This window comes from Saccharothrix variisporea (assembly GCF_003634995.1).
GTDB classification, from domain to species: Bacteria; Actinomycetota; Actinomycetes; order Mycobacteriales; family Pseudonocardiaceae; genus Actinosynnema; species Actinosynnema variisporeum.
This window is the reverse complement of the sequence record NZ_RBXR01000001.1, coordinates 7,267,142-7,288,955: the sequence shown is the minus strand read 5'-3', so window position 1 is coordinate 7,288,955 and position 21,814 is coordinate 7,267,142. Positions and strand designations below refer to the sequence as shown.

Annotated in this window: 18 protein-coding genes; 9 read left to right on the top strand and 9 right to left on the bottom strand. The window is 70.5% G+C overall.

The window, feature by feature from the left end:
- Window positions 1-167 precede the first annotated feature (167 nt).
- Window positions 168-1,163 (bottom strand): TerC family protein, encoded by a 996-nt coding sequence (locus DFJ66_RS33330; RefSeq protein WP_121227193.1) that lies wholly within the window; start codon window positions 1,161-1,163, stop codon window positions 168-170.
- Between the two features lie 301 nt (window positions 1,164-1,464).
- On the opposite strand from DFJ66_RS33330, the gene DFJ66_RS33325 reads away from it, so the two are divergent.
- On the top strand, window positions 1,465-4,317 hold the full coding sequence (locus DFJ66_RS33325) for an alpha/beta fold hydrolase (RefSeq protein ID WP_121227191.1): 2,853 nt from the start codon (window positions 1,465-1,467) through the stop codon (window positions 4,315-4,317).
- The gene (locus tag DFJ66_RS33320; RefSeq protein ID WP_121227189.1) at window positions 4,314-5,240 is read left to right on the top strand and encodes an ABC transporter permease; all 927 of its coding nucleotides are present in this window, start codon (window positions 4,314-4,316) and stop codon (window positions 5,238-5,240) included. The genes DFJ66_RS33325 and DFJ66_RS33320 overlap by 4 nt, the downstream gene beginning before the upstream one ends.
- On the opposite strand, the gene DFJ66_RS33315 is transcribed toward DFJ66_RS33320, so the two are convergent.
- On the bottom strand, window positions 5,237-5,647 hold the full coding sequence (locus DFJ66_RS33315; RefSeq protein ID WP_121227187.1) for a winged helix-turn-helix transcriptional regulator: 411 nt from the start codon (window positions 5,645-5,647) through the stop codon (window positions 5,237-5,239). The two genes, DFJ66_RS33320 and DFJ66_RS33315, sit on opposite strands and share 4 nt — an antisense overlap.
- A gap of 67 nt (window positions 5,648-5,714) precedes the next feature.
- On the opposite strand from DFJ66_RS33315, the gene DFJ66_RS33310 reads away from it, so the two are divergent.
- Together DFJ66_RS33310 and DFJ66_RS33305 are read left to right on the top strand one after the other, a co-directional pair.
- On the top strand, window positions 5,715-6,671 hold the full coding sequence (locus DFJ66_RS33310; protein WP_121227185.1) for an NADP-dependent oxidoreductase: 957 nt from the start codon (window positions 5,715-5,717) through the stop codon (window positions 6,669-6,671).
- 10 nt (window positions 6,672-6,681) lie between these two features.
- Window positions 6,682-7,065, top strand: coding sequence for a VOC family protein (locus tag DFJ66_RS33305; RefSeq protein ID WP_121227183.1), 384 nt, complete (start codon window positions 6,682-6,684; stop codon window positions 7,063-7,065).
- Between the two features lie 286 nt (window positions 7,066-7,351).
- On the opposite strand, the gene DFJ66_RS33300 is transcribed toward DFJ66_RS33305, so the two are convergent.
- Window positions 7,352-7,711 carry an MmcQ/YjbR family DNA-binding protein gene (locus DFJ66_RS33300; RefSeq protein WP_121232105.1) on the bottom strand — a complete coding sequence of 120 codons (360 nt, stop codon included), beginning with the start codon at window positions 7,709-7,711 and terminating at the stop codon, window positions 7,352-7,354.
- Window positions 7,712-7,720: 9 nt separating this feature from the next.
- The gene (locus DFJ66_RS33295) at window positions 7,721-8,176 is read right to left on the bottom strand and encodes a MarR family winged helix-turn-helix transcriptional regulator (RefSeq protein ID WP_121227181.1); all 456 of its coding nucleotides are present in this window, start codon (window positions 8,174-8,176) and stop codon (window positions 7,721-7,723) included.
- Between the two features lie 46 nt (window positions 8,177-8,222).
- Between DFJ66_RS33295 and DFJ66_RS33290 the strand changes: the two genes are divergently transcribed.
- Window positions 8,223-8,567, top strand: a complete 345-nt coding sequence (locus DFJ66_RS33290) for a MarR family transcriptional regulator (RefSeq protein WP_121227179.1) — start codon at window positions 8,223-8,225, stop codon at window positions 8,565-8,567.
- Between the two features lie 48 nt (window positions 8,568-8,615).
- The gene (locus DFJ66_RS33285; RefSeq protein WP_121227177.1) at window positions 8,616-12,485 is read left to right on the top strand and encodes an NACHT domain-containing protein; all 3,870 of its coding nucleotides are present in this window, start codon (window positions 8,616-8,618) and stop codon (window positions 12,483-12,485) included.
- Window positions 12,486-12,510: 25 nt separating this feature from the next.
- Here DFJ66_RS33285 and uvrB read toward each other — a convergent pair whose 3' ends face one another.
- Both uvrB and DFJ66_RS33275 read right to left on the bottom strand, forming a co-directional pair.
- Complete coding sequence (uvrB, locus tag DFJ66_RS33280) at window positions 12,511-14,667, bottom strand: excinuclease ABC subunit UvrB (RefSeq protein WP_121232103.1); 2,157 nt, start codon at window positions 14,665-14,667, stop codon at window positions 12,511-12,513.
- 58 nt (window positions 14,668-14,725) lie between these two features.
- Window positions 14,726-16,093 carry a DUF5685 family protein gene (locus DFJ66_RS33275; RefSeq protein WP_121227175.1) on the bottom strand — a complete coding sequence of 456 codons (1,368 nt, stop codon included), beginning with the start codon at window positions 16,091-16,093 and terminating at the stop codon, window positions 14,726-14,728.
- A gap of 113 nt (window positions 16,094-16,206) precedes the next feature.
- Between DFJ66_RS33275 and DFJ66_RS33270 the strand changes: the two genes are divergently transcribed.
- Both DFJ66_RS33270 and DFJ66_RS33265 read left to right on the top strand, forming a co-directional pair.
- On the top strand, window positions 16,207-16,719 hold the full coding sequence (locus tag DFJ66_RS33270) for a ribonuclease FAU-1 family protein (RefSeq protein ID WP_121232101.1): 513 nt from the start codon (window positions 16,207-16,209) through the stop codon (window positions 16,717-16,719).
- Between the two features lie 137 nt (window positions 16,720-16,856).
- Entirely contained in the window at window positions 16,857-17,375 is a 519-nt protein-coding gene (locus DFJ66_RS33265) for a ribonuclease FAU-1 family protein (RefSeq protein ID WP_121227173.1), read from the top strand.
- Here the strand turns inward: DFJ66_RS33265 and coaE are convergent.
- The 3 genes from coaE to rpsA all read right to left on the bottom strand — a co-directional run bounded on the left by coaE (window position 17,351) and on the right by rpsA (window position 20,792).
- Window positions 17,351-18,535 (bottom strand): dephospho-CoA kinase, encoded by a 1,185-nt coding sequence (gene coaE / locus DFJ66_RS33260; RefSeq protein WP_121227171.1) that lies wholly within the window; start codon window positions 18,533-18,535, stop codon window positions 17,351-17,353. The genes DFJ66_RS33265 and coaE overlap by 25 nt on opposite strands.
- Window positions 18,536-18,577: 42 nt before the next feature.
- Complete coding sequence (locus DFJ66_RS33255; RefSeq protein ID WP_147459421.1) at window positions 18,578-19,198, bottom strand: hypothetical protein; 621 nt, start codon at window positions 19,196-19,198, stop codon at window positions 18,578-18,580.
- Window positions 19,199-19,301: 103 nt separating this feature from the next.
- The gene (gene rpsA, locus DFJ66_RS33250; RefSeq protein ID WP_121227167.1) at window positions 19,302-20,792 is read right to left on the bottom strand and encodes a 30S ribosomal protein S1; all 1,491 of its coding nucleotides are present in this window, start codon (window positions 20,790-20,792) and stop codon (window positions 19,302-19,304) included.
- A gap of 191 nt (window positions 20,793-20,983) precedes the next feature.
- On the opposite strand from rpsA, the gene DFJ66_RS33245 reads away from it, so the two are divergent.
- The gene (locus DFJ66_RS33245) at window positions 20,984-21,814 is read left to right on the top strand and encodes a class I SAM-dependent methyltransferase (RefSeq protein WP_121227165.1); all 831 of its coding nucleotides are present in this window, start codon (window positions 20,984-20,986) and stop codon (window positions 21,812-21,814) included.

The window sequence follows — 21,814 nt, the reverse complement described above, 5'->3', positions numbered from 1 at the left end:
GGACACCCTAGGGAGCGTGATCGTCACGAAGTAACTGATTCTTCGATGTATTTCGGAAAATTCCAACTAATCGGGAGATCACCTCGGAGGCGCTGGGCAAACCCCGGGAAAAGCACCGCGCGCCACGTTCCCGGGAGGGGACCGTGGCGCGCGGTGGGAGCTCGGAGCTACTTGGCGACCTGCTTGGCCGCCTCCGGGTCGCGCTTGACCTTGATCAGCGAGGCGACCGTGGTGATGGCCAGGACGCCCACGATGACCGACAGCGACAGCTCGATGCCGATGACCGGCACCGGCAGCGGCTCGCCGCCGTTGAGGAAGGGCAGCGAGTTGGAGTGCAGCGCCTCCAGGATCAGCTTCACGCCGATGAACCCGAGGATCACCGACAGGCCGATCGACAGGTAGACCAGCTTGTTGAGCAGCCCGCCGAGCAGGAAGTACAGCTGCCGCAGCCCCATCAGGGCGAACGCGTTGGCGGTGAAGACCAGGAACGGCTCCTTGGTCAGCCCGAAGATCGCCGGGATCGAGTCCAGCGCGAACAGCAGGTCGGTGGTGCCGATCGCGACCATCACGATGAACATCGGGGTCACGAACCGCTTGCCGTCGATCCGGACGAACGACTTGGCGTCGTGGTACCGGTCGGCCACCGGGAAGACCTTGCGGACCAGGCGCAGCGCCGCGTTCTCCTTGAACTCCTCTTCCTCCTCGTCGTGGTCCGTCCGCGCCAGCTTGTAGCCGGTGTAGATCAGGAACGCGCCGAACAGGTAGAAGACCCAGCTGAACTGGGCGATCACGGCCGCGCCGACGGCGATGAAGATGCCGCGCATCACCAGCGCCATCACGATGCCCACGAGCAGCACCTTGTGCTGGTGGATCGCGGGCACCTTGAAGGTGCTCATGATGATCAGGAAGATGAAGAGGTTGTCGACGCTGAGCGAGTACTCCGTGATGTACCCGGCGAAGAATTCACCTGAATAGGTGCCACCCGCGAAGTACCAGATGCCCAGGCCGAAGGCGATCGCGACGGCGACGTAGAAGGTCACCCACCGACCGGCTTCACCGATGGTGACCTCGTGCGGCTTGCGGTCGACGATGAACAGGTCGATCGCGAGCAAGGCCAACAAGCCCGCGATCGTCGCGAACCACAACCACGCAGGGACACCCATCGACACACCTCCGGTACATCGCGCGCACGCCAATGACCGGAGGTCTCCTCCGCCGACCGGGTGACCGGTCGACCGGCGGCACCGGGAACCCGACGCTGGGCTCCGTGCTGACGACACCGCCGCGAGGGAGTACTCCCCTCCACACTCCCGCCCAGTCTCACGCATTACTGCGGGTTCGCGCCAGCCGAGGTGATCAGACCCACCCGGCCAGGTGAGCTTTCGCTGAGAAAGCGCAACCTCGAAGATCACGCTTTCTCAGCATCACACGCCGGTGTGACGCGGTCGGCCTAACCTCAGGTTCGTGGCCCCAACCTCCCGCCTCCGCGGCAGGTGGTCGCTCCCCGCGCTGGTCGTGCTGGTCGCCCTGGTGGGCGCCGGCGTGGTCTGGGCGCGGTCGGGCGACGACCCGCCGCCGGTGAGCACCCGCGACGCGGTGATCGACGTGCCGGAAAGCCCCGGCAGCGACCGGACGGTCCAGCTCGACACCACCCTCTACCTGCCCGAACGCACCCCCGCGCCGGCGATCCTGCTCCCGCACGGCTTCGGCGGCAGCAAGGACGGCGTGGCCGCCCAGGCCCGGGAGCTGGCCCAGGACGGGTTCGTCGTCCTGACCTACTCCGCGCGCGGCTTCGGCCGCAGCACCGGCCAGATCGAGCTGAACTCGCTGGACCACGAGGTCCGCGACGCGCAGAAGCTGCTCGACTGGCTCGCCACCCGCGAGGAGGTGCGCACCGACGCGGCGGGCGACCCGCGCGTGGGCGTGACCGGCGGGTCCTACGGCGGCGCGCTGGCGCTGTCCCTGGCGGGCGTGGACCCGCGGGTGGACACCATCGCGCCGGTCATCACGTACAACGACCTGGCCCAGGCGCTGCTGCCCAACTCCGCGCGCCCCGACCGGGTGGACGCCGGGACGCCGGCGGTGGGCGCGTTCGCCGACGACGGCGTGTTCAAGCGCTCGTGGGCGGGCATCTTCTTCTCCGCCGGCCTGTCCGGCGGCGACCTCGCCAGCCCCGGCCAAGAGGCCGCCGAGCCGGGTCAGAACGACAACGGCGCAGGTCAGGCGGCCGACGCGGCAGCGGCAGCGGTCACCGCGCCGCAGCAGCAGGGCCGACCGGCCGGACCGGTGAACGGGGCGTGCGGCCGGTTCGCCGCAGACGTCTGCGCCGCCTACACCGAGGTCGCCACGACCGGCCGGGCGAGCGAGAAGACGCTGGAGATCCTGCGCCGCGCCTCCCCCGCCTCGGTGACCGACAAGATCACCCAGCCGACCCTGCTGGTGCAGGGCGAGCAGGACACCCTGTTCGGCCTGGACCAGGCCGACGCCAACGCCCGCCAGATCGCCGCGAACGGCGCCAAGGTGAAGGTCGTCTGGTACTCCGGCGGCCACGACGGCGGGTCGCCCGGCCCCGAGCTGCGCGGGCAGATCGCCGACTGGATGGCCTTCCACCTCGACGGCAAGGGCACCGACCCCGGCACCGGCTTCGAGTACACGGTCGTGGGCGCGTTCCGCAGCAGCGGTGCGCCGTCGCTGCGCAACGTCATCGCGCCGAGCTACCCGGGGCTGACCGGCGGCGGCGCGGTCGAGCGCAAGGGCATCGCGCTGTCCGGGCGGGACCAGACGGTGGTCAACCCGGCGGGCGGCAACCCGGCGGCCGTGTCGAGCCTGCCCGGACTGGGGTCGGCGCTGTCGCGGTCGTCGTCGCTGTCGTCGCGGCTGTCGCTGGACCTGCCCGGCCAGGCGGCGGTGTTCGCCAGCGAGCCGTTCACCTCGCAGGTGCTGCTGACCGGGGCGTCCACGGTGCGGTTGAAGGTGGCGGCCGTGCCGGGTGTTCCGGTGCCGCCCGAGGGCGCGGTGCTGTTCGCCAAGCTCTACGACTCCGACGCGAGCGGGGTGCGGACCCTGCCGGGGTCGGCGGTGGCGCCCTTCCGGGTGAAGCTGCCCGCGGACGGGTCGCCGGTCGAGGTGACCGTGACGCTGCCCGGCGCGGTGCGGCCGGTGGAGAGCGACCACCGGCTCCAGCTCGTGGTGTCCACGACCGACCAGGCCTACGCCAACGCCACCGCCCCCGCGGCCTACCGGATCTCGCTGGCGTCGCCGGACCTGGCGGTGCCGGTGGTGCCGGGCGCGAACGCGACCAGCGAGGTGCCGACCGGCGCGCTGTGGGGCATCGCGATCGTGCTGCTGCTGTGCCTGGTCGTGGCCGTGGTGGCGTGGTTCCGCCGCCGGCTGACCGCGGACGTCGACCCGGAGCTGACGTCGGTGCCGCTGGTCATCTCCGGCCTGACCAAGTCCTACCCGGGCGGGTTGACCGCGGTGCGGGACCTGTCGTTCCGGGTGGAGCACGGCCAGGTGCTCGGTCTGCTCGGGCCCAACGGCGCGGGCAAGACGACCACGCTGCGGATGCTGATGGGCCTGATCACGCCCTCGGAGGGTGAGATCAGGGTGTTCGGGCACCGGGTGCACGCGGGTGCGCCCGTGCTGTCGCGGATCGGGTCGTTCGTGGAGGGGTCGGGCTTCTTGCCGCACCTGTCCGGCATCGCGAACCTGCGGCTGTACTGGGCGGCCACCGGTCGACCGGTGGAGCAGGCCCACTTCGACGAGGCGCTGGAGATCGCGGGCCTGGGCGGCGCGGTGCACCGCAAGGTCCGGACGTACAGCCAGGGCATGCGGCAGCGGCTCGCCATCGCCCAGGCCATGCTCGGCCTGCCGGACCTGCTCGTGCTGGACGAGCCGACCAACGGGCTCGACCCGCCCCAGATCCACCAGATGCGCGAGGTCCTGCGGCGCTACGCCGCCGCCGGGCGCACGGTGCTGGTGTCCTCCCACCTGCTCGCCGAGGTCGAGCAGACGTGCAGCCACGTCGTGGTCATGCACAAGGGCACCCTGGTCGCGGCCGGTCCGGTCGAGGAGATCGCGACGGGCGGCGGCGAGGCCAGCTTCCGGGTCGACCGGCCCGACGAGGCGGCCGACGTGCTGCGCGGGCTGTCGGGCGTGAAGTCGGTCTCGGTGGACGGCGAGCAGGTCCACGCGAGCCTGAACGGGACTCCGCGCGCGGAGGCGTTGCAGGCGTTGGTGGCGGCGGGGGTGGCGGTCGACCAGGCCGGTCCGCGCCGCCGGTTGGAGGACGCGTTCCTGGAGTTGGTGGGCGAATGAGCGACAACGGGGTGCACACCGATCCCTCGGCGATCTCCGACCTGACGGACGCGGCGGAGCAGGAGCAGGCGTCCGTCGCGCCGGACGGGTCGAAGGTCGGCTACCGGGCAGGGCGGACGCTGCCGGTGCGGGTCGAGCTGGTGCGGCAGTTGCGCCGGCGGCGGACGCAGTTGGTGCTGGGTTTCCTGGTGCTGCTGCCGTTCATCCTGGTGGTGGCGTTCGAGCTGGGCCAGTCGTCGCCCAACCGGCGCTCGGGCGGGTTCGTGGACCTGGCCACGGCGTCCGGCGTGAACTTCGTGATCCTCACGCTGTTCGTGTCCGGGAGCTTCCTGCTGCCGATGATCGTGGCGTTGTTCTTCGGCGACACGATCGCGTCGGAGGCGTCGTGGTCGAGCCTGAAGTACCTGCTGGCCGCGCCGATCCCCCGGCACAGGTTGTTGCGGCAGAAGGCGTTGGCGTCCGGGCTGCTGTCGGTGTTCGCGCTGGTGCTGCTGCCGTTGGTGGCACTGGGTGTGGGTGTCGCCTGGTACGGCGCGGGCGAGGCGGTGTCACCGACCGGTGAGGCGGCGTCGTTCGGGTCCGGCGTGTACGGGGTGGCGCTGGCGGTCTGCTACATCTCCATCCACCTGTTCTGGGTGGCGGGGTTGGCCCTGTACCTGTCGGTGTCGACGGACGCGCCGCTGGGCGCGGTCGGCGGGGCGGTGCTGGTGTCGATCCTGTCGCAGATCCTGGACCAGATCACGGCGTTGGAGGACCTGCGGGACTACCTGCCCACGCACTACGCGTTGGCTTGGGCGGACCTGCTGTCGTCCGATGTGGACTGGTCGCAGATGGCCCGCGGGACGTTCTCGGCGTTGGCTTACGGGGCGTTCTTCACGCTGTTGGCCGCTCGCAAGTTCGCTCGCAAGGACGTCACTTCCTAGTCGTTGTCGGGCCGGGAGCGGTCGTAGCGCTCCCGGCTCGCCAGCACGTCCTCGATGTTCTCCTCCGCCCAGCTCTTGATCGCGGCCATGACCGGCATGAGCTTGTGGCCCAGGGGCGTGAGCTCGTAGTCCACCCGGACCGGGACGTCCGCCGTGATGCTCCGGGTGACCAGGCCGTCCCGTTCCAGTGAGCGCAGGGTCTGGGTGAGCATCTTCTGGCTGACGCCGGCGATGGTGTGGTTCAGCTCGCTGTAGCGGCGGGGGCCGTCCGAGAGGGCGACCAGCACCAGGCTGACCCACTTGTCGCTGATGCGGTCGAGCAGCTGTCGGGCCGGGCACTCCTTCAGGTAGGCGTCGTAGGCCTGGCGGCGTTCTTCGCGGCGTTCGCTCGCCGTTCGGGTGACCATGGGCTCCCTTACGCACTTCCGGGTACGTACTTCCCGGTGGAGAGTAGCTCTCCGTAGGTTCGTCGTCATGCTTTCGGTGATCGTGCGGTCCTCTGGTGGGCCGGTGGAAGTGGCGGACGTGCCGGTGCCGGTGCCCGGGGTGGGGCAGGTGCGGGTCCGGGTGGGTGCGGCGGCGGTCAACCCCGTGGACTTCGCGACCCGGTCGGGGGCGTTGCACGCGGCCGGGTTGGTGCCGGCTCGGGTGGTCGGGCTCGGGTGGGACGTGGCCGGCGTGGTGGACGCGGTCGGGGCGGATGTGTCGTTCTCGGTCGGCGACGCCGTGGTGGGGCTGCGGGACCGGTTGCCCACCTTGGGGACGCAGGCGGAGTTCGTCGTGTTGGACGCGTCGGCGGTGGCTCGTGCGCCTCGGTCGGTGTCGTTGGAGGCGGCGAGCACGTTGCCGCTGGGCGGGTTGACGGCGTGGCAGGCGTTGGACCTGCTGGACCTGCCGGTGGGGGCGTCGGTGCTGGTGACCGGCGCGGGCGGGTCGGTGGGCGGGTTCGCCGTGCAGCTCGCGGTGGCGCGGGGGTTGCGGGTGGTGGCGTTCGCGTCCGGCTCCGATGAGGAGTTGGTGCGGTCCTACGGGGCCTCGTGGGTGGTGCCGCGCGGGGCCGATGTCGGGGCCGCGGTGCGGGAGGTGGTGCCCGGCGGGGTGGACGGGGTGGTGGACGCCGCCGCGTTGGGGGTCGAGGCGTTGGACGCGGTGCGCGGCGGTGGGGCGTTCGTCGCGGTGCTCGGGTCGGCCACGCCGGTCGCGTTGCGGGGGATCCGGGTGGCGAACGTGTGGATCCGGGCGGACGGGGTGCGGCTGGCGTCGTTGGTGGAGTTGGTGGACGCCGGGGCGGTGCGACTGGCCGAGCCGGAAGCCGTGCCACTGGCGGACGTGGCCCGGGTGCACGACGAGGAGCGGCCGTGGGTGGTGCGCGACGGGGTGCGGCGACGGGTGGTGCTCGTTCCCCCGGCGGTCGGCGCGGGTCGGGCGTAGCCTGCGGCGCATGCCTCGACCTGTGCACTTCGAGATCTTCGCGGCGGATCCGGCGCGGGCGATCTCCTTCTACGAGACGGTGTTCGGCTGGAAGTTCGAACGCTGGGGCCAGGAGCAGTACTGGCTCGTCACGACCGGCGAGGAGGGCCCCGGCGTGAACGGCGGCCTGCTGCCCCGCCAGGGTCCCGACCCCGAGCCGGACGGCCCGATCAGCGGATACGTGATGACGACCGGGGTGGACGACATCGACGCCATCATCGCGTTGATCGAGGGAGCGGGCGGGACCGTCGCGCTGCCCAAGAACCACATGCCAGGCGTCGGCCTGCTCGCGTACTACCGCGACACCGAGGGCAACCTGTTCGGCGTGATCGAGCCCGAGGAGGGCACCGGCTAGCCGGGCAGCGGCCAGGCACCGGGCAGCGGGCCGGGCGGCGGGCGGCTGGCGGGCAACGCCAGCCGGCCGGGCGGCGGGCCGCAGGCGGCCGGGCAGCGGGCGGCTGGCGGCGGCCGCGGCAACGGGAGCCAGCCAGCCGGGCGGGCTGAGAGCGGGCGGGCTGCGGGGCGGCCTGGCAGCAGCCGGGCAGCGGGCGGGCGGCCGGGCAGCGGGCGGGCCGTCGGACAGCGGGCCGTCGGACAGCGGGCCGTCGGACAGCGGGCGGGTGGCGACTGGCGGGAAATGGTTAGCCGGGCAGCACCCCGGGCCGCTTGCCGCGCGGCAGCTTCGCCACGACCGCGTCGTACGACCGGTCGAGGAGTTCGCGCACGTCGTCCTCCGGGACCGCGCCGCCGAGCTGGAGCCGGTTCCAGCCGTAGCGGCCGATGTACGGGCTGATCGTGATGTCGTCGGGGAAGCGGTCGCGCCACTCGGCCGCTTCCTCGGCGTTCACGCCGCACTTGACGCCCACGGACTCGCCGGGCAGCCCGATGAACGCGAACGCCTTGCCGCCGACCTTGCACACCAGTTCCTCGTCGCCCCAGGGGTAGCTCTCCTCGGCGCCGGGCTTGGCCAGGCAGTACGCGATCACGTCGTCAACCGTCACGAGCACACGCTAGGGCAAGCCACCGACAAAACGCCCCAGCAGCGACGCGAAGACCTCGCGCTCGGCGTCCGTCCACCCGTCCATGGCCCGGTCGAACGCCTCCTGCCGGCGCTCGTGGATCACCTCGGACAACTCGCGCCCGCTCGCCGTCCGCACCAGGTACGCCCTGCGCCCGTCCGCCTGGTCGGCCTCGCGCCGCACCCACCCCTCCTCGACGGCCGCCGCCACGAGCTTGCTCGCCCGGGGCTGGTCCACGCCCAACGCCTGCGCGACGGCCGACACCGTCACCCGCTCGCCGCTCTCCTCCGCCGCCTCGACCACGTCCAGCACGTCGACGTGCGGCCCAACCGCGCCCCGGGCCAGCGCCCGCCGCCGCTGCCGCCGCCGGATCTCCACCATCGCGCGCTCGACGGCGAGCAGGCTCTTGTCCACCCGGCCCTTGTTCACCCCGGCCTCCAGATGCATACTCAGAAACAACTACATGTCATCTTACATCTACTTGGAGGCAGACATGAAACCCATCGGCTACTACCTCAAGCACCTCGACACCCTGATCAACCAGTCCTTCGACCGCGCCCTGTCCGACACCGACCTCACCCGCCGCCACTGGCAACTCCTCAACGAAGCCCGCAACGGCACCCTCCCCGACGACCCCCTTGTGCCGGACCTGGTCAACCGGGGCTGGGTGGCCGAGGGCACCCTCACCCCGGCGGGCGAGGCAGCCTTCGCAGCCACCCAAACCCGCGTGGACACCGTCCGCACGGCGCTCATGGGCGACCTGACCGTCGAGGAGTACACCGCGACCGTGGCGACACTGGCGAAGATGGCCGCAAACCTGGAGAAGGCCCATTCATAGCGGATGAAAACGCCGTAACGGGACTTCCCCGGGCGTCGATCCCCCACCGTGGGGACGCCCAGGAGCAAGACCGCGCGCAACGAACTCACCTTCGACGGCCTGTGCCGGATGCTGAAGTCGGCGTCCACCGACAGCAAGCTGCTGGACAACCTCGACACCCTCAGCGGCGCCCTCCTGGTGCTCGCGCCTGCGGCTGTCGGCGCGCCGTCCCTGCTCCCGCTGCTGGGCGCGAAGAACGAGCTGCTCAAAGCCGGGAAGCAGGTCGTCCGCACGCTGGCCAAGCGCCCTGCCGACGACAAGCTCACCCGGCACGACCTGCTCCTCACCGCCTACTGCCTGACCTGCTACACGGCGTTCTTCGAGGCCGTGCACCGCATGCTGCCCGGCCTGCGCGAGCGGCTGGGCCTGACCGACGCGGACCGCCTGGCGCTGACCAACCGGGCGGTGCGCGGACTCGGCGGCCCGGCAGGCAGGGTGGACGGACCGGGCGGCGGGGTGGACGGACCGGGCAGCCCCGGCGGCGCGGACGAGGTCTCGGCACTGGCCCGCTACCAGATCGCCCTGCCCCACCCCAACGACCTGGTCGAGACCGCGGCGAGCCAACTGGACCCGCTCTACGCCCGGATGACCGCCGCGTTCGAAGTCCTGGTCCGCCAACTCGCCGTGTGGGACGAAGCCGACGAGACCGAGCGCGACCACGTCCTCGCGGCGATCCGTGAACTGCCGGACGTGGCGAAGAAGCTGTACCGGACGCAGTACCAGGCGCTGTGCGTCGAGTTCAACGAGTTCTACGTGTGGGCGAACCTGCAGGAACATGCGATCACCCGGCGCAACCTCGACCAGGTGGCGACGGACGTCAAGGCCGTGCTCGAACTGCTCTCCACCCGACCCGCCGGCGTGGACATCGGCCTGGCGGGCCTCGGCGACGCCCTCACCCGCGCCCTGCCGCCCGACGACAACCTGGACGAGACACTGGCCGGGCTCGGGCACGCGTACCGGGAGGCGCTCGACCAGCCGATCATCGACGACACCCACGCCGGCGACGGCGTCGACCTCCGGTACCCGGCGAAGGCCGACATCTTCGTCCCGCAAGCGTTCCGGTCCCTCCGGTACACCCGGGACGTCGGCCCCCTGGAGAACGAGGGGCTGTGGTCGGGGCTGGGCGTGCGGCACGACATCGGCCGGTACGTGCTGGCGCACCTGTCCAGCCCGTACAGCCTGGAGGCGCCGCTGGTCGTGCTCGGCCAGCCGGGGTCGGGCAAGTCGCTGCTCACCGAGGTGCTCGCCGGGCGGTTGGCCGGCGGCGAGTACCACCCCGTGCGCGTGGAGCTGCGGGACATCAACCCGGACTCGGACATCCAGACCCAGATCGAGGAGCAGATCCGCGCCGACACCGGCCGCGAGGCCAACTGGGCGGAACTGTCCGTCCGCTGCGGCGACCGCCTGCCGCTGGTGATCCTCGACGGGTACGACGAGTTGCTGCAGGCCAGCGGGAAGGTGTTCAGCACGTACCTGATGGCGGTGGCGGCGTTCCAGAAGCGCGAACGCGTGCAGGGCCGCACGGTCCGGGTGATCGTGACCAGCCGGGTGACGCTGATCGACAAGGCCGAGATCCCCGCCGGCTCCACCGTGGTGCGCCTGGAGGAGTTCGACGCCGACCGCCAAGCGCGGTGGATCAACATCTGGAACCACACGAACGACCAGTACTTCACCGCCCACGACACCGCGCCGTTCCGCCTGCCCGAAGACGACAACATCCGCACCCTGGCCGGGCAACCCCTGCTCCTGCTCATGCTGGCCCTGTACGACTCGGACCGAAACCGCTTGGCACAGCAGGGAACTCTCGATCGAACCGTCCTCTACCACGGCCTGCTGACCAGGTTCATCACCCGCGAACGCCTCAAGGGCGAAGAGGGCAAACGCTTCCGCGCCCTGTCGGTCGAGGACCGCCGGCAGTTGGTCGACGCCGACCTGCACCGCCTGTCCGTGGCCGCCGTGGGCATGCTCAACCGCCGTTCACTGCACATCGCCAAGCCGGACCTCGACGGGGACATCGCCTACTTCGACCTCGACCGTCCCGCCGCCGGCACACCCGGTGCCGAACTGGGCCAGGCCGAACTGCTGCTGGGCAGCTTCTTCTTCGTGCACGAGTCCCGGTCGAAGCTGCGGACGGCCGTCAACGGCGGGCGGTCGGCGTTCGAGTTCCTGCACAACACCTTCGGCGAGTTCCTGGCCGCGCACTGGCTGGTGGAGACGGTGCTGGCGGAGACCGAGGCCGTCCGCGGCATGGCCGCCACCCCGAGCCTCGGCGGGGTCCTCCACAAGCACCTCCAGTCCCTACCGGACCGTTGGTACGCAACCCTCATGGCCACCCCGCTCTACAACCGGCCGGTGGTGCTGGAGATGGTCCGCGAGTGGTGCCCCCACCGCTTGCAGGAGGCAGGCAGGTCGCTGGAGGACTACCGGCAGGACCTGGAACGCATCCTCTACGCCCAGTTGGGGACGGTCGTCTCGGACGGCCCGGTCCCCGACATGCTCCTGACCCGATCCAGCCCGTACCCGCACACGTCGCCGTTGACCACGATGGCCACGTACACCCTCAACCTGGTCATGTTCCGCTGCCTGACGGCTGGGCCGTTCCCGGTGAACGCGGTCCGGCTGGGCGCCCCGTGGACCACCATGATCGACCTCTGGCGGGCCGGTTTGGGCCGCGACGAGTTGACCGGCGTCACCGCGGTCCTCACCGCGGAGATCACCCGCGACGGCGTGGTCCTCGACGCGAAGCAATCCCTGGCACAGTTGGCTTGGTTGGACGGCCTGACGGCGAAGTACGACCTGGCCCGCTCGCTCGGTGACGACGAGTTGGCCGCTCTGGCGGGTTGGGCGCTCCAAGACGCGGACCCCCTCGACCCACCGCCGCTGCAAGACCTGGCAGCGCTGCCGGCCATCGCAGGCACTGTGCTGCAGCACGAGATCGAAGGCCGAACCGCGCTGCACGACTACTACTCGCACAGCACGCCCGCGTCCCATCTTCTCACCTTCAAACAGACCACCAGTCACATGCTCTTGGACGGGTTGGCTCGCGCCAGAGCCACAGAGGGCGTCTTCACGCAGGTCAACGCCCATCTGGCCACCACGCTGTGGGCGATGCCCCGTGCGACGGTCCACGGCAACGATCCGAGAGAACTCGGGAAGTTGATCTACGAGCGCCCCCTCATCGCGGCCGATGCCATCGCTGCCCATCGCGGGAAGAGCGAGGCATCCCGCTGGCTGGTGGAGGGCTTGGACGGGTTCCGGCAACAGATCGCCCGTGTCGCCGCCGAGCTGGCTGCAGTCGATCCCGCGGGTCTTCCGGCCGATGTCGGCTATGAACTCGTCGCGTCCGCACTCACGGAGGGCAGCCTGGTCACCGAACTCCTGGGTGACCAAGCGAACCCGTGGATCATCGCGCGCCGCCCGCTCGCGACGCTCGTGCGACTGGTCGAGCTGTCGATCGCGACCGGCAACCTGGCGTGGGTGTGGGCAGCCCTCAACCGGCTCCAGGACCGGGGTTCCGGGGAACGGCTGGCCTCGTCGTTCGGTGGCGCGGGCACACTCGCCGTCTTGCGAGCCGGGGCCGCGCTGGAGGAACGGGACTTCGCCCGGCCGCGCGGCCACCCCCTCGGGTCGTTGGTGGGCATTACCGAGTGGTGCCTCGACGTGGCCCCGGCCGACGACTTCCGGGTTGCTGCCGAGCAGTACATCTTGCTGGTCGGTGAGTCGCCGGAGTGGTGGCTTGACGTCCTCGGTGGTGTCGAGGACATGCGCAGACAAGCGCTATTGCTGTACGAGCGTTTCGGGGACTCGTTGTCCGTGACTGCTTGGGCGGCGGTGCGGAGGTTGTTGTGGCGGCAGGAGGACGGCCCCGCCGCTGGGTGAGCGGCGGGGCCGGGTGGGAGTGGGGTTACTTCACGCCTGCCGCGTCCATGCCTCGGAGTTCCTTCTTCAGGTCTTGGATCTCGTCGCGCAGGCGGGCCGCCAGTTCGAACTGGAGTTCTCGGGCCGCGTTCATCATCTGGTCGGTCAGTTGCTGGACCAAGTCGGCCAGCTCGGACCTCGCCATGGTGCTGGTGTCGCGGTCGGCCAGGACGCCCGAGCTTCGGCCGCTTGCGCCCGGGTCGCCGGTGGGCTTCTTGCCGCGGGAGGTGTTGCGGCCCGAGCCGCCGGGGGCGATGGCGTCTTCCGCCTCGGCGTAGACCTGTTCGAGGATGTCGGTGATCTTCTTGCGCAGCGGCTGGGGGTCCAGGCCGTGGGCCTCGTTGTAGGCGATCTGCTTCGCGCGCCGGCGGTTGGTCTCGTCGATCGCGTGTTGCATCGAGTCCGTGATGCGGTCCGCGTACATGTGGACCTCGCCGGACACGTTGCGGGCCGCGCGGCCGATGGTCTGGATGAGGCTCGTGCCCGAGCGGAGGAAGCCTTCCTTGTCGGCGTCGAGGATCGCGACCAGGGAGACCTCCGGGAGGTCCAGGCCCTCGCGGAGGAGGTTGATGCCGATCAGGACGTCGTACTCGCCGAGGCGGAGTTGGCGCAGGAGTTCGACGCGGCGCAGGGTGTCGACCTCGGAGTGCAGGTAGCGGACCCGGATGCCGAGTTCGAGCAGGTAGTCCGTGAGGTCCTCGGCCATCTTCTTGGTGAGGGTGGTGACGAGGACCCGCTCGTCGCGTTCGGCGCGGACGCGGATCTCGTGGACCAGGTCGTCGATCTGGCCCTCGGTGGGCTTGACCACGACCTCCGGGTCGACCAGGCCCGTCGGGCGGATGACCTGTTCGACGAACTCGCCGCCCGCCTGGCCCATCTCGTACGGGCCGGGGGTGGCCGACAGGTACACCGTCTGCCCGATGCGGTCGGCGAACTCCTCCCACGTGAGCGGGCGGTTGTCCAGGGCGCTGGGCAGGCGGAAGCCGTGCTCGACCAGGTTGCGCTTGCGGGACGCGTCGCCCTCGTACATGCCGCCGATCTGGGGCACGGTCACGTGGGACTCGTCGATGACCAGCAGGAAGTCGTCCGGGAAGTAGTCGATCAGGGTGGCGGGCGCGGTGCCGGGACCCCGGTCGTCGATGTGGCGCGAGTAGTTCTCGATGCCCGAGCAGAACCCGACCTGGCGCATCATCTCGATGTCGTACGTGGTGCGCATCCGCAGGCGCTGGGCCTCCAGGAGCTTGCCCTGGCGCTCCAGCTTCGCCAGCTGGTCGGCCAGCTCGGCCTCGATGCCCTGGATGGCCTTCTCCATGCGCTCCGGGCCCGCCACGTAGTGCGTGGCCGGGAAGATGCGCAGCTCGTCGACCTCGCGGATCACGTCGCCGGTGAGCGGGTGCAGGTAGTACAGCTTGTCGATCTCGTCGCCGAAGAACTCGATGCGGACCGCCAGCTCCTCGTACGCCGGGATGACCTCGACCGTGTCGCCCCGGACGCGGAAGGTGCCCCGGTTGAACGCGATGTCGTTGCGCGCGTACTGGATGTCGACCAGGGCCCGCAGCAGCAGGTCGCGCTCGACCTCCCCGCCGACCTCCAGGTGGATCGACCGGTCGAGGTAGGACTGCGGTGTGCCCAGGCCGTAGATGCACGACACGGACGCGACCACGATCACGTCCCGCCTGGTCAGCAGGCTCATGGTGGCCGAGTGGCGCAGCCGCTCCACGTCCTCGTTGATCGAGGAGTCCTTCTCGATGTAGGTGTCGGTCTGCGGGATGTACGCCTCGGGCTGGTAGTAGTCGTAGTAGCTGACGAAGTACTCCACCGCGTTGTGCGGGAAGAACTCCTTCAGCTCGTTGGCCAGCTGCGCGGCCAGCGTCTTGTTCGGCGCCATCACCAGCGTGGGCCGCTGCAGCTTCTCGACCAGCCACGCCGTGGTGGCGGACTTGCCCGTGCCGGTGGCGCCCAGCAGCACGACGTCCTTCTCGCCCGCCCTGATCCGGCGTTCCAGCTCGGCGATGGCCGCCGGCTGGTCGCCCGCCGGCTGGTACTCGCTGACCACGCGGAACTGGCCGTCGGAGCGGGGGATGTCCCCGACGGGGCGGTGCGACGAGTGCGCCTTGACCGGGATCTCGGTTGGGAATGCCACGGACACGACGGTACGCCCCGGGTACGACAATTTTCGATCGGACCTGGTGGCAGGCCTGTTAGCAGTTGCAGTCGCACCCGCAGCAGTCGCAGTTGCAGTCGCAGTTCCCGCAGTTGCAGTCGCAGCTGTTGCACCAGGCCTCGCGCCGCTTGCCGCTCCACGAGCCCGGGTACGGGTCGCGGCAGCACTGCTGGCAGGTGCCGCACTGGTAGAGCGCGGCCAGGCAGCCCAGGAGGAGGCCGCGTTCGCGCGGCGGGTGGACCAGCTTCGGCCAGCACCACAGGCCGCTGCCGGGCGGCGGCTCGGCGGAGCGCTTGCGCTTGCCCTTCTTGGGCGGGGGCGGCGTGCCCCCGGAGCCGGGGGCACCGGGCGGGGGCACCGCGCCGGGCGGCGGCACGGCTCCAGGCGGCAGGCCGTGGGGCGGTTGACCGGGCTGGACGGGTTGAGCGGGCGGGTACATGCCGGGGCCGGGGTTCCAGCCGGGCGGGGTCGGCGGGGTGTGGGCATCCGGGCCGAGGCTGGACATGTCGGGTGAGACGAGGTCGTGGGAGTGGGTGGCACAGGCGTGGGCGTGGGTGTGGGGGTCGCCGAACGCGCGGCGGATCGACTCCTTCACCTCGTGCACCAGCAGCGCGTGCACCAGGCGGTCGTCGGTGAACCGGACCTCCTTCAGCGCCAGCTTGATGCCCAGCGCCGCGTCCTCGCACAGCCGCCGGGCCTCCTCCAGGGACGTCCCGGTCGCGTCCAGCGGGTTGTACGCCCCCGACGCCCGGTCCTCCTCCAGGTCCTCCACGGCGTCCAACAGGTGCGCCAGCCGCCCGAACAACCGGCCCACCTCGCGCAGCGGCTCGGCGTTCCCGGGACGACCCGCCAGCACGGCGGTCTGCGCCACGGCCTCGCCGGCGGCGGTCTCGGTCGGCTCGGTCACCAGCAGCACCGAGCTGCCCAGCCCGGCCGCCGCCTCCACCTCCGACTGCCGCGACACGGCCGCGACCAGCACCGACGTGTCGAAACCCAGGTCCGACCCGGTGGCCGCCGCCAGCGCCGCCCAGCGCCGCGCCACCTGCCGCCCCACGCCCCGCGCCGGCGCGGTCGAGAACACGCCGTCCCGGTCGTCCACGTGGTCGCCGACCTTCGCCGAAGCCAGCACCAAGGACACCGCCGCCGCCAGGCGCGCACCGGCGCCCACGGCGACATCGGCGGACTGCATCCCGCGCAACGCACATGGCCCGGCGGTGCGCCTTGAACGGCCCATTTGCGCCTCTACAAGAGCCGAGATGACCAGACCGTCGTAGTTCGTCACCACCCGCGCCATGTGCCCGTGGTCGTCGCGCAGCGCGAGACACAGCCCGCACAGGTGCGCCAGCCAGGATTCACGCAGGTCCGCGCCCAGGCGGTTGCGGCACGGGCGGATGATTCCGAACATGGCCGGAAGAGTAAGCGATCATCCTTCTTTCGGGTGACTAAACGAGGTGTTCGGCGGGTGTGCGTGCATAGGGTGCGCACGTGACGCTGAGCGCCGCCGCAGGGACCACGCACATGCACATCCACCCGCCCAAGATCGAGTACTTCGACCTCGACGCCAAGAGCAACACGGACCCGAAGGGCGTCCTGCGCGGCGTCGACGAGTACCGCCTGACCGAAGCGGGTCTCTACATGTTCCGGCCGGTCCCCGGCCACCCCCGCCTGTCGCACTTCGAGTCCTGGCTGCTGCCCGCGCACGGCCTGCGCGTGACCCGCCAGTCCTGGCACCCCGGCCACGAGTGCGACTACGACCTCTACCTGGACGTGGTGGAGATCAGCTCGAGCGGGTCGGTGTGGAAGACCGTGGACCTCTACCTGGACCTCGTAGTGCGTACCGGGCACAGCGTGCGCGTGTTGGACACCGATGAGCTGCTGTTGGCGCTCCAACGCGGCCTTGTGCAGCCCGAACGCGCGCAGTGGGCGCTGGAGACCACTTACAACGCCGTGGCGGGCATCGCGGCCCATGGGCACGACGCCGTCCGCTGGCTGGCTGCCCAGGGAACGATCACCACCTGGCGTCGGCGGTAATACAGACGGTAAGACCCGCTGGTCAACCACCATCCGGGTCGCGTCACCTGATAGTGACCTCCCCCTACACAGACCGTGATGTAACGAATCGACCCGCTGTGTTACCGATCGCGCACTTACGGCTACCCTCGGGTCGCGTGGGAGCGGTCATCACACCTCAGCTGGTCGACGTTGTCGACACCGTCAGCGCTGTTCGGAGCTACTCCTCGGGCATGTCGCGGCACTTGACGACGTGCCGGGTCGAGAGCTGGGGACTGCGCCTGGAGTGCCCCACCCCGGACGACCCGTTCTCCGACTCCGAGGTCACCTGGTTGATGCCCGACCTCGGTCTCCGACTGACCCACCAGCGGCCCCGGTCGCGGCACGCCCGCAGCGGGCCCAGCGTCCTCACCGCCGTCCGGGTGCAGCGCGACGGCCGCTCCTGGCGCACCACGGACCTCCTGCTGGGCCTGGCCGTCCCCGGCGGCACCACGGCCCGCATCGTGCGGTCGGAGGAGTTCGCGGCGGCCGTCGCCGGCCGGGTCCTCGGCCCCGAGGACGCCGACCAGGCCCTGCGCACGGTCCACCGCACGCTGGAGCAGATCAGCCTGCACCGCCACGACCTGGGCGCCTGGCTGACCCACCGCGGCATCTACGACGTCTGGCCGTCCTTGTAAGAGCTGTAGAAGGCGTTCATCCGCTCCACCGCCGCCTCCATGAAGGGCTCCTTGGCGTCCCCGTAGGCGAACCCGTCCGTGTCGCCCGTGAACCGGGCGGACAGCTCGAGCTTCAGCGCCTCGTACTCTTCCCGAGCCGCCGCGTCGACCCGCAGCCAGTCGCGGAACCGGATCGCCCAGGTCCACGCCGGCCCGTCCTGCACCCGGACGTGCAGGTTGACCCGCCGCTTAGGGTCGCAACCGGCGTGCAGGCGCTTGCCCCACAGCGCGGGGTCGCCGAACCGCACGGCGTCCTCGCCGTAACCCAGGGACGGGAAGCCTGCCTCCGCCAGCGCGTCGGCGAGCGACTCGGCCTCCTCCATCGACGTCACGCCGAGCTGGAAGTCCAGCACGTCCTTGGCGGCCAGACCGGGGATCGAGGTCGAGCCGATGTGCTCGACGTGCCGCCCGCCCGCCGCGAGCGAGATCCGCTTCGCGATGCGCTCGGCCTGCAGCGGCCACGTCTCGTCGTAGGGCACGACCTTCGGCGGGCCGCCGGCGTACCGGCGCAGCCGCACGTTGGCCTCGTAGGGCACCAGCCGGTCCGCCCACAGGGCGTCCACCTCGGCGAGCACCAGGTCCGGCGTGCCGCTGTTGTCCAGCCACACGTCCGCCACGGCCCGGCGCTGCTCCTCGGTCGCCTGCTTGGCCATCCGGTTGCGCGCGTCCTGCTCGTCCAGACCCCGTCCGACCAGCCGTTTCACCCGCTGCTCCACGTCGGCGTCGACGATGACGACCAGGTGGTAGGCGGGCGCCAGGCCGTTCTCCACCAGCAGCGGGACGTCGTGGACGATGATCGCGTCCTCGGGCGCGGCGGCGATCAGCTCGGCGGTCCGCGCCGCGATGCGCGGGTGCGTGATGGCGTTGAGGGTCTGCCGGTCGCGGTCGTCGCCGGAGCCGAACACACGCTCGGCGAGGGCCGCCCGGTTCAGCGACCCGTCCGCGTTCAGCACCGAGGACCCGAAGGCCGCCTCGATGTCCCGCAACGCCTCCGAACCCGGCTCGACCACCTCGCGGGCCAGCCGGTCGGAGTCGATCACCACCGCGCCGTGCTCCGCGAGCCTGCCCGCCACCGTCGACTTACCCGAACCGATGCCCCCCGAGAGGCCCACGCGCAACATGGCGCACAGTCTGCCGGGAACGCATTAAGGGCGCGATCGACTTCAGGCGTCCTCGATGGGTGTCATGGACTGCACCGCCAACGCCGTGAGGATGTCCTTCACCTTGTCGTCGGGCAGGTAGCCGGCCTTGGCCCGCACCACGTACGTCGTCTTGCCCAAAGAGCCCACGAGCAGCCGTTCGGTCTTGGTGGTGACGTACTGCGCCTTGTGCTTGGTCACGTCGACCTCGGTCGCCTGCCCGCCGTCCTTCTTCTCGGCGTCCACGCTCTCGGTGACCCGCTCCTTGGCCGACGCGTCGTCCGAGTACGTGGACAGGCCGATGATCAGCGGCGAGTCGCCGATGTCCTTGCCCTTGGGCACGTCGTGGTAGCAGTCGATCTTCGCGGTGCGCGCGATGGACTCCTGCGGGATGCCGATGATCTGCTTGAGCTCGCCCTCCATCTTGCGGCCCAGGATCTCGTTGACCCGGTCCACCGGGACGATCAGCTCGCAGTCCTCCGGCATCGGCCGGTCCACCATGGGCCGGACCTTGGTCGCGCTGGTCGGCGCCACGATGGTGGGGATCTGCGGCGGCGGAGCGGGCGGTGGTTTCTCCTGCGTGCAGGCGGCCAGGGCCGCGACCACCAGGGCCAACACCGCCGTCTGCCTCGTTCGCGCACCCATAGGGATCACAACTTAGCGCACGACAACGGCCCCGCACCGTAACCGATGCGGGGCCGTTGCGGCGTTGCGTTCAGACGGTCATGTCAACCGCCCGATGGGCTGGTCAGGCACCGCCCGACAGCTTCTCGCGGAGCGCGGCCAGCTGCTCGTCGCTGGCCAGCGTGCCACCGGCCTGCGCCGGAGCGCCGCCACCGGTGGACGCCGGGGCGTCGCCGCCCGACGAGTAGTTGGTCTCGCCGGCCGCCTCTTCCTCGGCCGCGGCGGCCTTGGCGACCTGCTTCATGTGGGCCTCGTAGCGCAGGTGGGCCTCGGCGTACTGCCGCTCCCACTCCTCGCGCTGCTTGTCGAAGCCTTCCTGCCACTCCTGGGTCTCCGGGTCGAAGCCCTCGGGGTAGATGTAGTTGCCCTGGTCGTCGTACTCGGCGGCCATGCCGTACTGGGTCGGGTCGAACTCGGAGTCGACCGTGAAGCCCTCGTTGGCCTGCTTGAGCGACAGCGAGATCCGCCGGCGGTCGAGGTCGATGTCGATGACCTTGACCATGACGTCGTCGCCGACCTGGACGACCTGCTCCGGGATCTCCACGTGGCGCTCGGCCAGCTCGGAGATGTGGACCAGGCCCTCGATGCCCTCGTCCACGCGGACGAACGCACCGAACGGAACCAGCTTGGTGACCTTGCCCGGCACGATCTGGCCGATCGCGTGGGTGCGGGCGAACTGGCGCCACGGGTCTTCCTGCGTCGCCTTGAGCGACAGCGACACGCGCTCGCGCTCCATGTCGACGTCCAGGACCTCGACCGTGACCTCCTGGCCGACCTCGACGACCTCGGACGGGTGGTCGATGTGCTTCCAGGACAGCTCCGAGACGTGCACCAGGCCGTCCACGCCACCCAGGTCCACGAAGGCACCGAAGTTGACGATGGAGGACACGACGCCCTTGCGGACCTGGCCCTTCTGCAGCTGGTTGAGGAACTCGCTGCGGACCTCGGACTGGGTCTGCTCCAGCCAGGCGCGGCGGGACAGGACCACGTTGTTGCGGTTCTTGTCCAGCTCGATGATCTTGGCCTCGAGCTCGCGGCCCACGTAGGGCTGGAGGTCGCGGACGCGCCGCATCTCCACGAGCGAGGCGGGGAGGAAGCCCCGGAGGCCGATGTCCAGGATGAGACCACCCTTGACGACCTCGATGACCGTGCCGCGGACCGGCTCGTCCTTCTCCTTGAGGGCCTCGATGGTGCCCCAGGCGCGCTCGTACTGGGCGCGCTTCTTCGACAGGATCAGGCGGCCTTCCTTGTCCTCCTTCTGGAGGACGAGGGCCTCGACCTCGTCACCGACCTTCACAACCTCGTTGGGGTCGACGTCGTGCTTGATCGACAACTCGCGCGAGGGGATGACACCCTCGGTCTTGTAGCCGATGTCGAGCAGGACCTCGTCCCGGTCGACCTTGACGATGGTGCCCTCGACGATATCGCCATCGTTGAAGTACTTGATGGTCTTGTCGATGGCGGCGAGGAAGTCCTCCTCCGTCCCGATATCGTTGATAGCGATCTGCTGCTTCGGCGCGGTGGCAGCCGGGACAGTGGTGGTGTCGGTGGACATTAGGTAGGTGGCTCCGGTACGGATTGGGGTTGTCTGGCCTTGGGTGCAACGCTGCGCGGGAGGCAAGGCTTCCCCCGACGACCGATCCCGTGACTGCACACCGATCATGGGCAGCGCGAACCCACTACGCGGGCGGTATCGTACGCGGATCGGCGACCACCGGGCAAACCGGTACCCCTCGAAGGAGCAGTGTGTCCGACCAGCACGCCAGTGCGGAACTCGCGCTGGGCACGACCGGTATCGCCAAGCGCGGCGCGGACGCCGCCGAGTCCCGGACCGCGAACCGGATCTGGTGGGACGCCGACGCCGACGACTACCACGCCGAACACGGCGACTTCCTGGGCGCGGCGGACTTCGTGTGGTGCCCCGAGGGGGTGCGCGAGGCCGAGGTCGGATACCTGGGTGACGTGGCCGGTCGGCGGGTGCTGGAGGTGGGCTGCGGGTCGGCCCCGTGCGCGCGGTGGCTGAAGGCGTCGGGCGCGGACGTGGTGGCGTTCGACATCTCGGCCGGGATGCTGCGGCACGCGGTGGCGGCGAACGCCTCGACCGGGGTCGAGGTGCCGTTGGTGCAGGCCAGCGCGGACCAGTTGCCGTTCGCGGCGGAGAGCTTCGACGCGGCGTGCTCGGCGTTCGGGGCGGTGCCGTTCGTGGCGGACGTGGGTGAGGTGTTCGCCGAGGTGGCGCGGGTGCTGCGGCCCGGCGCGCCGTGGGTGTTCTCGGTGACTCACCCGATGAGGTGGATCTTCCCGGACGACCCCGGGCCCGGTGGACTCACCGTGACGCAGTCGTACTTCGACCGCACCCCGTACGTGGAGGTCGACGACACCGGTCGGGCCACGTACGTGGAGCACCACCGGACCATGGGCGACTACGTGCGCGCACTGGTCGCGGCGGGGCTGGAGCTGGTCGACGTGGTGGAGCCCGAGTGGCCCGCCGGGCACACCCGGACGTGGGGCCAGTGGTCACCCCTGCGCGGGAGGCTGTTCCCCGGGACCGCGATTCTGCGGACGCGCAAGCCGTAA

What these genes read in the sequence shown, in the direction of transcription:
- DFJ66_RS33255 (WP_147459421.1), bottom strand. Translation starts at nt 19,198, where the DNA reads ATGGGTGCGCGAACGAGGCAGACGGCGGTGTTGGCCCTGGTGGTCGCG.
- coaE (WP_121227171.1), bottom strand. Translation starts at nt 18,535, where the DNA reads ATGTTGCGCGTGGGCCTCTCGGGGGGCATCGGTTCGGGTAAGTCGACG.
- DFJ66_RS33310 (WP_121227185.1), top strand. Translation starts at nt 5,715, where the DNA reads ATGCTTTCGGTGATCGTGCGGTCCTCTGGTGGGCCGGTGGAAGTGGCG.
- DFJ66_RS33315 (WP_121227187.1), bottom strand. Translation starts at nt 5,647, where the DNA reads ATGGTCACCCGAACGGCGAGCGAACGCCGCGAAGAACGCCGCCAGGCC.
- rpsA (WP_121227167.1), bottom strand. Translation starts at nt 20,792, where the DNA reads ATGTCCACCGACACCACCACTGTCCCGGCTGCCACCGCGCCGAAGCAG.
- DFJ66_RS33320 (WP_121227189.1), top strand. Translation starts at nt 4,314, where the DNA reads ATGAGCGACAACGGGGTGCACACCGATCCCTCGGCGATCTCCGACCTG.
- DFJ66_RS33330 (WP_121227193.1), bottom strand. Translation starts at nt 1,163, where the DNA reads ATGGGTGTCCCTGCGTGGTTGTGGTTCGCGACGATCGCGGGCTTGTTG.
- DFJ66_RS33305 (WP_121227183.1), top strand. Translation starts at nt 6,682, where the DNA reads ATGCCTCGACCTGTGCACTTCGAGATCTTCGCGGCGGATCCGGCGCGG.
- DFJ66_RS33290 (WP_121227179.1), top strand. Translation starts at nt 8,223, where the DNA reads ATGAAACCCATCGGCTACTACCTCAAGCACCTCGACACCCTGATCAAC.
- DFJ66_RS33295 (WP_121227181.1), bottom strand. Translation starts at nt 8,176, where the DNA reads ATGCATCTGGAGGCCGGGGTGAACAAGGGCCGGGTGGACAAGAGCCTG.
- DFJ66_RS33270 (WP_121232101.1), top strand. Translation starts at nt 16,207, where the DNA reads ATGCACATCCACCCGCCCAAGATCGAGTACTTCGACCTCGACGCCAAG.
- DFJ66_RS33275 (WP_121227175.1), bottom strand. Translation starts at nt 16,093, where the DNA reads ATGTTCGGAATCATCCGCCCGTGCCGCAACCGCCTGGGCGCGGACCTG.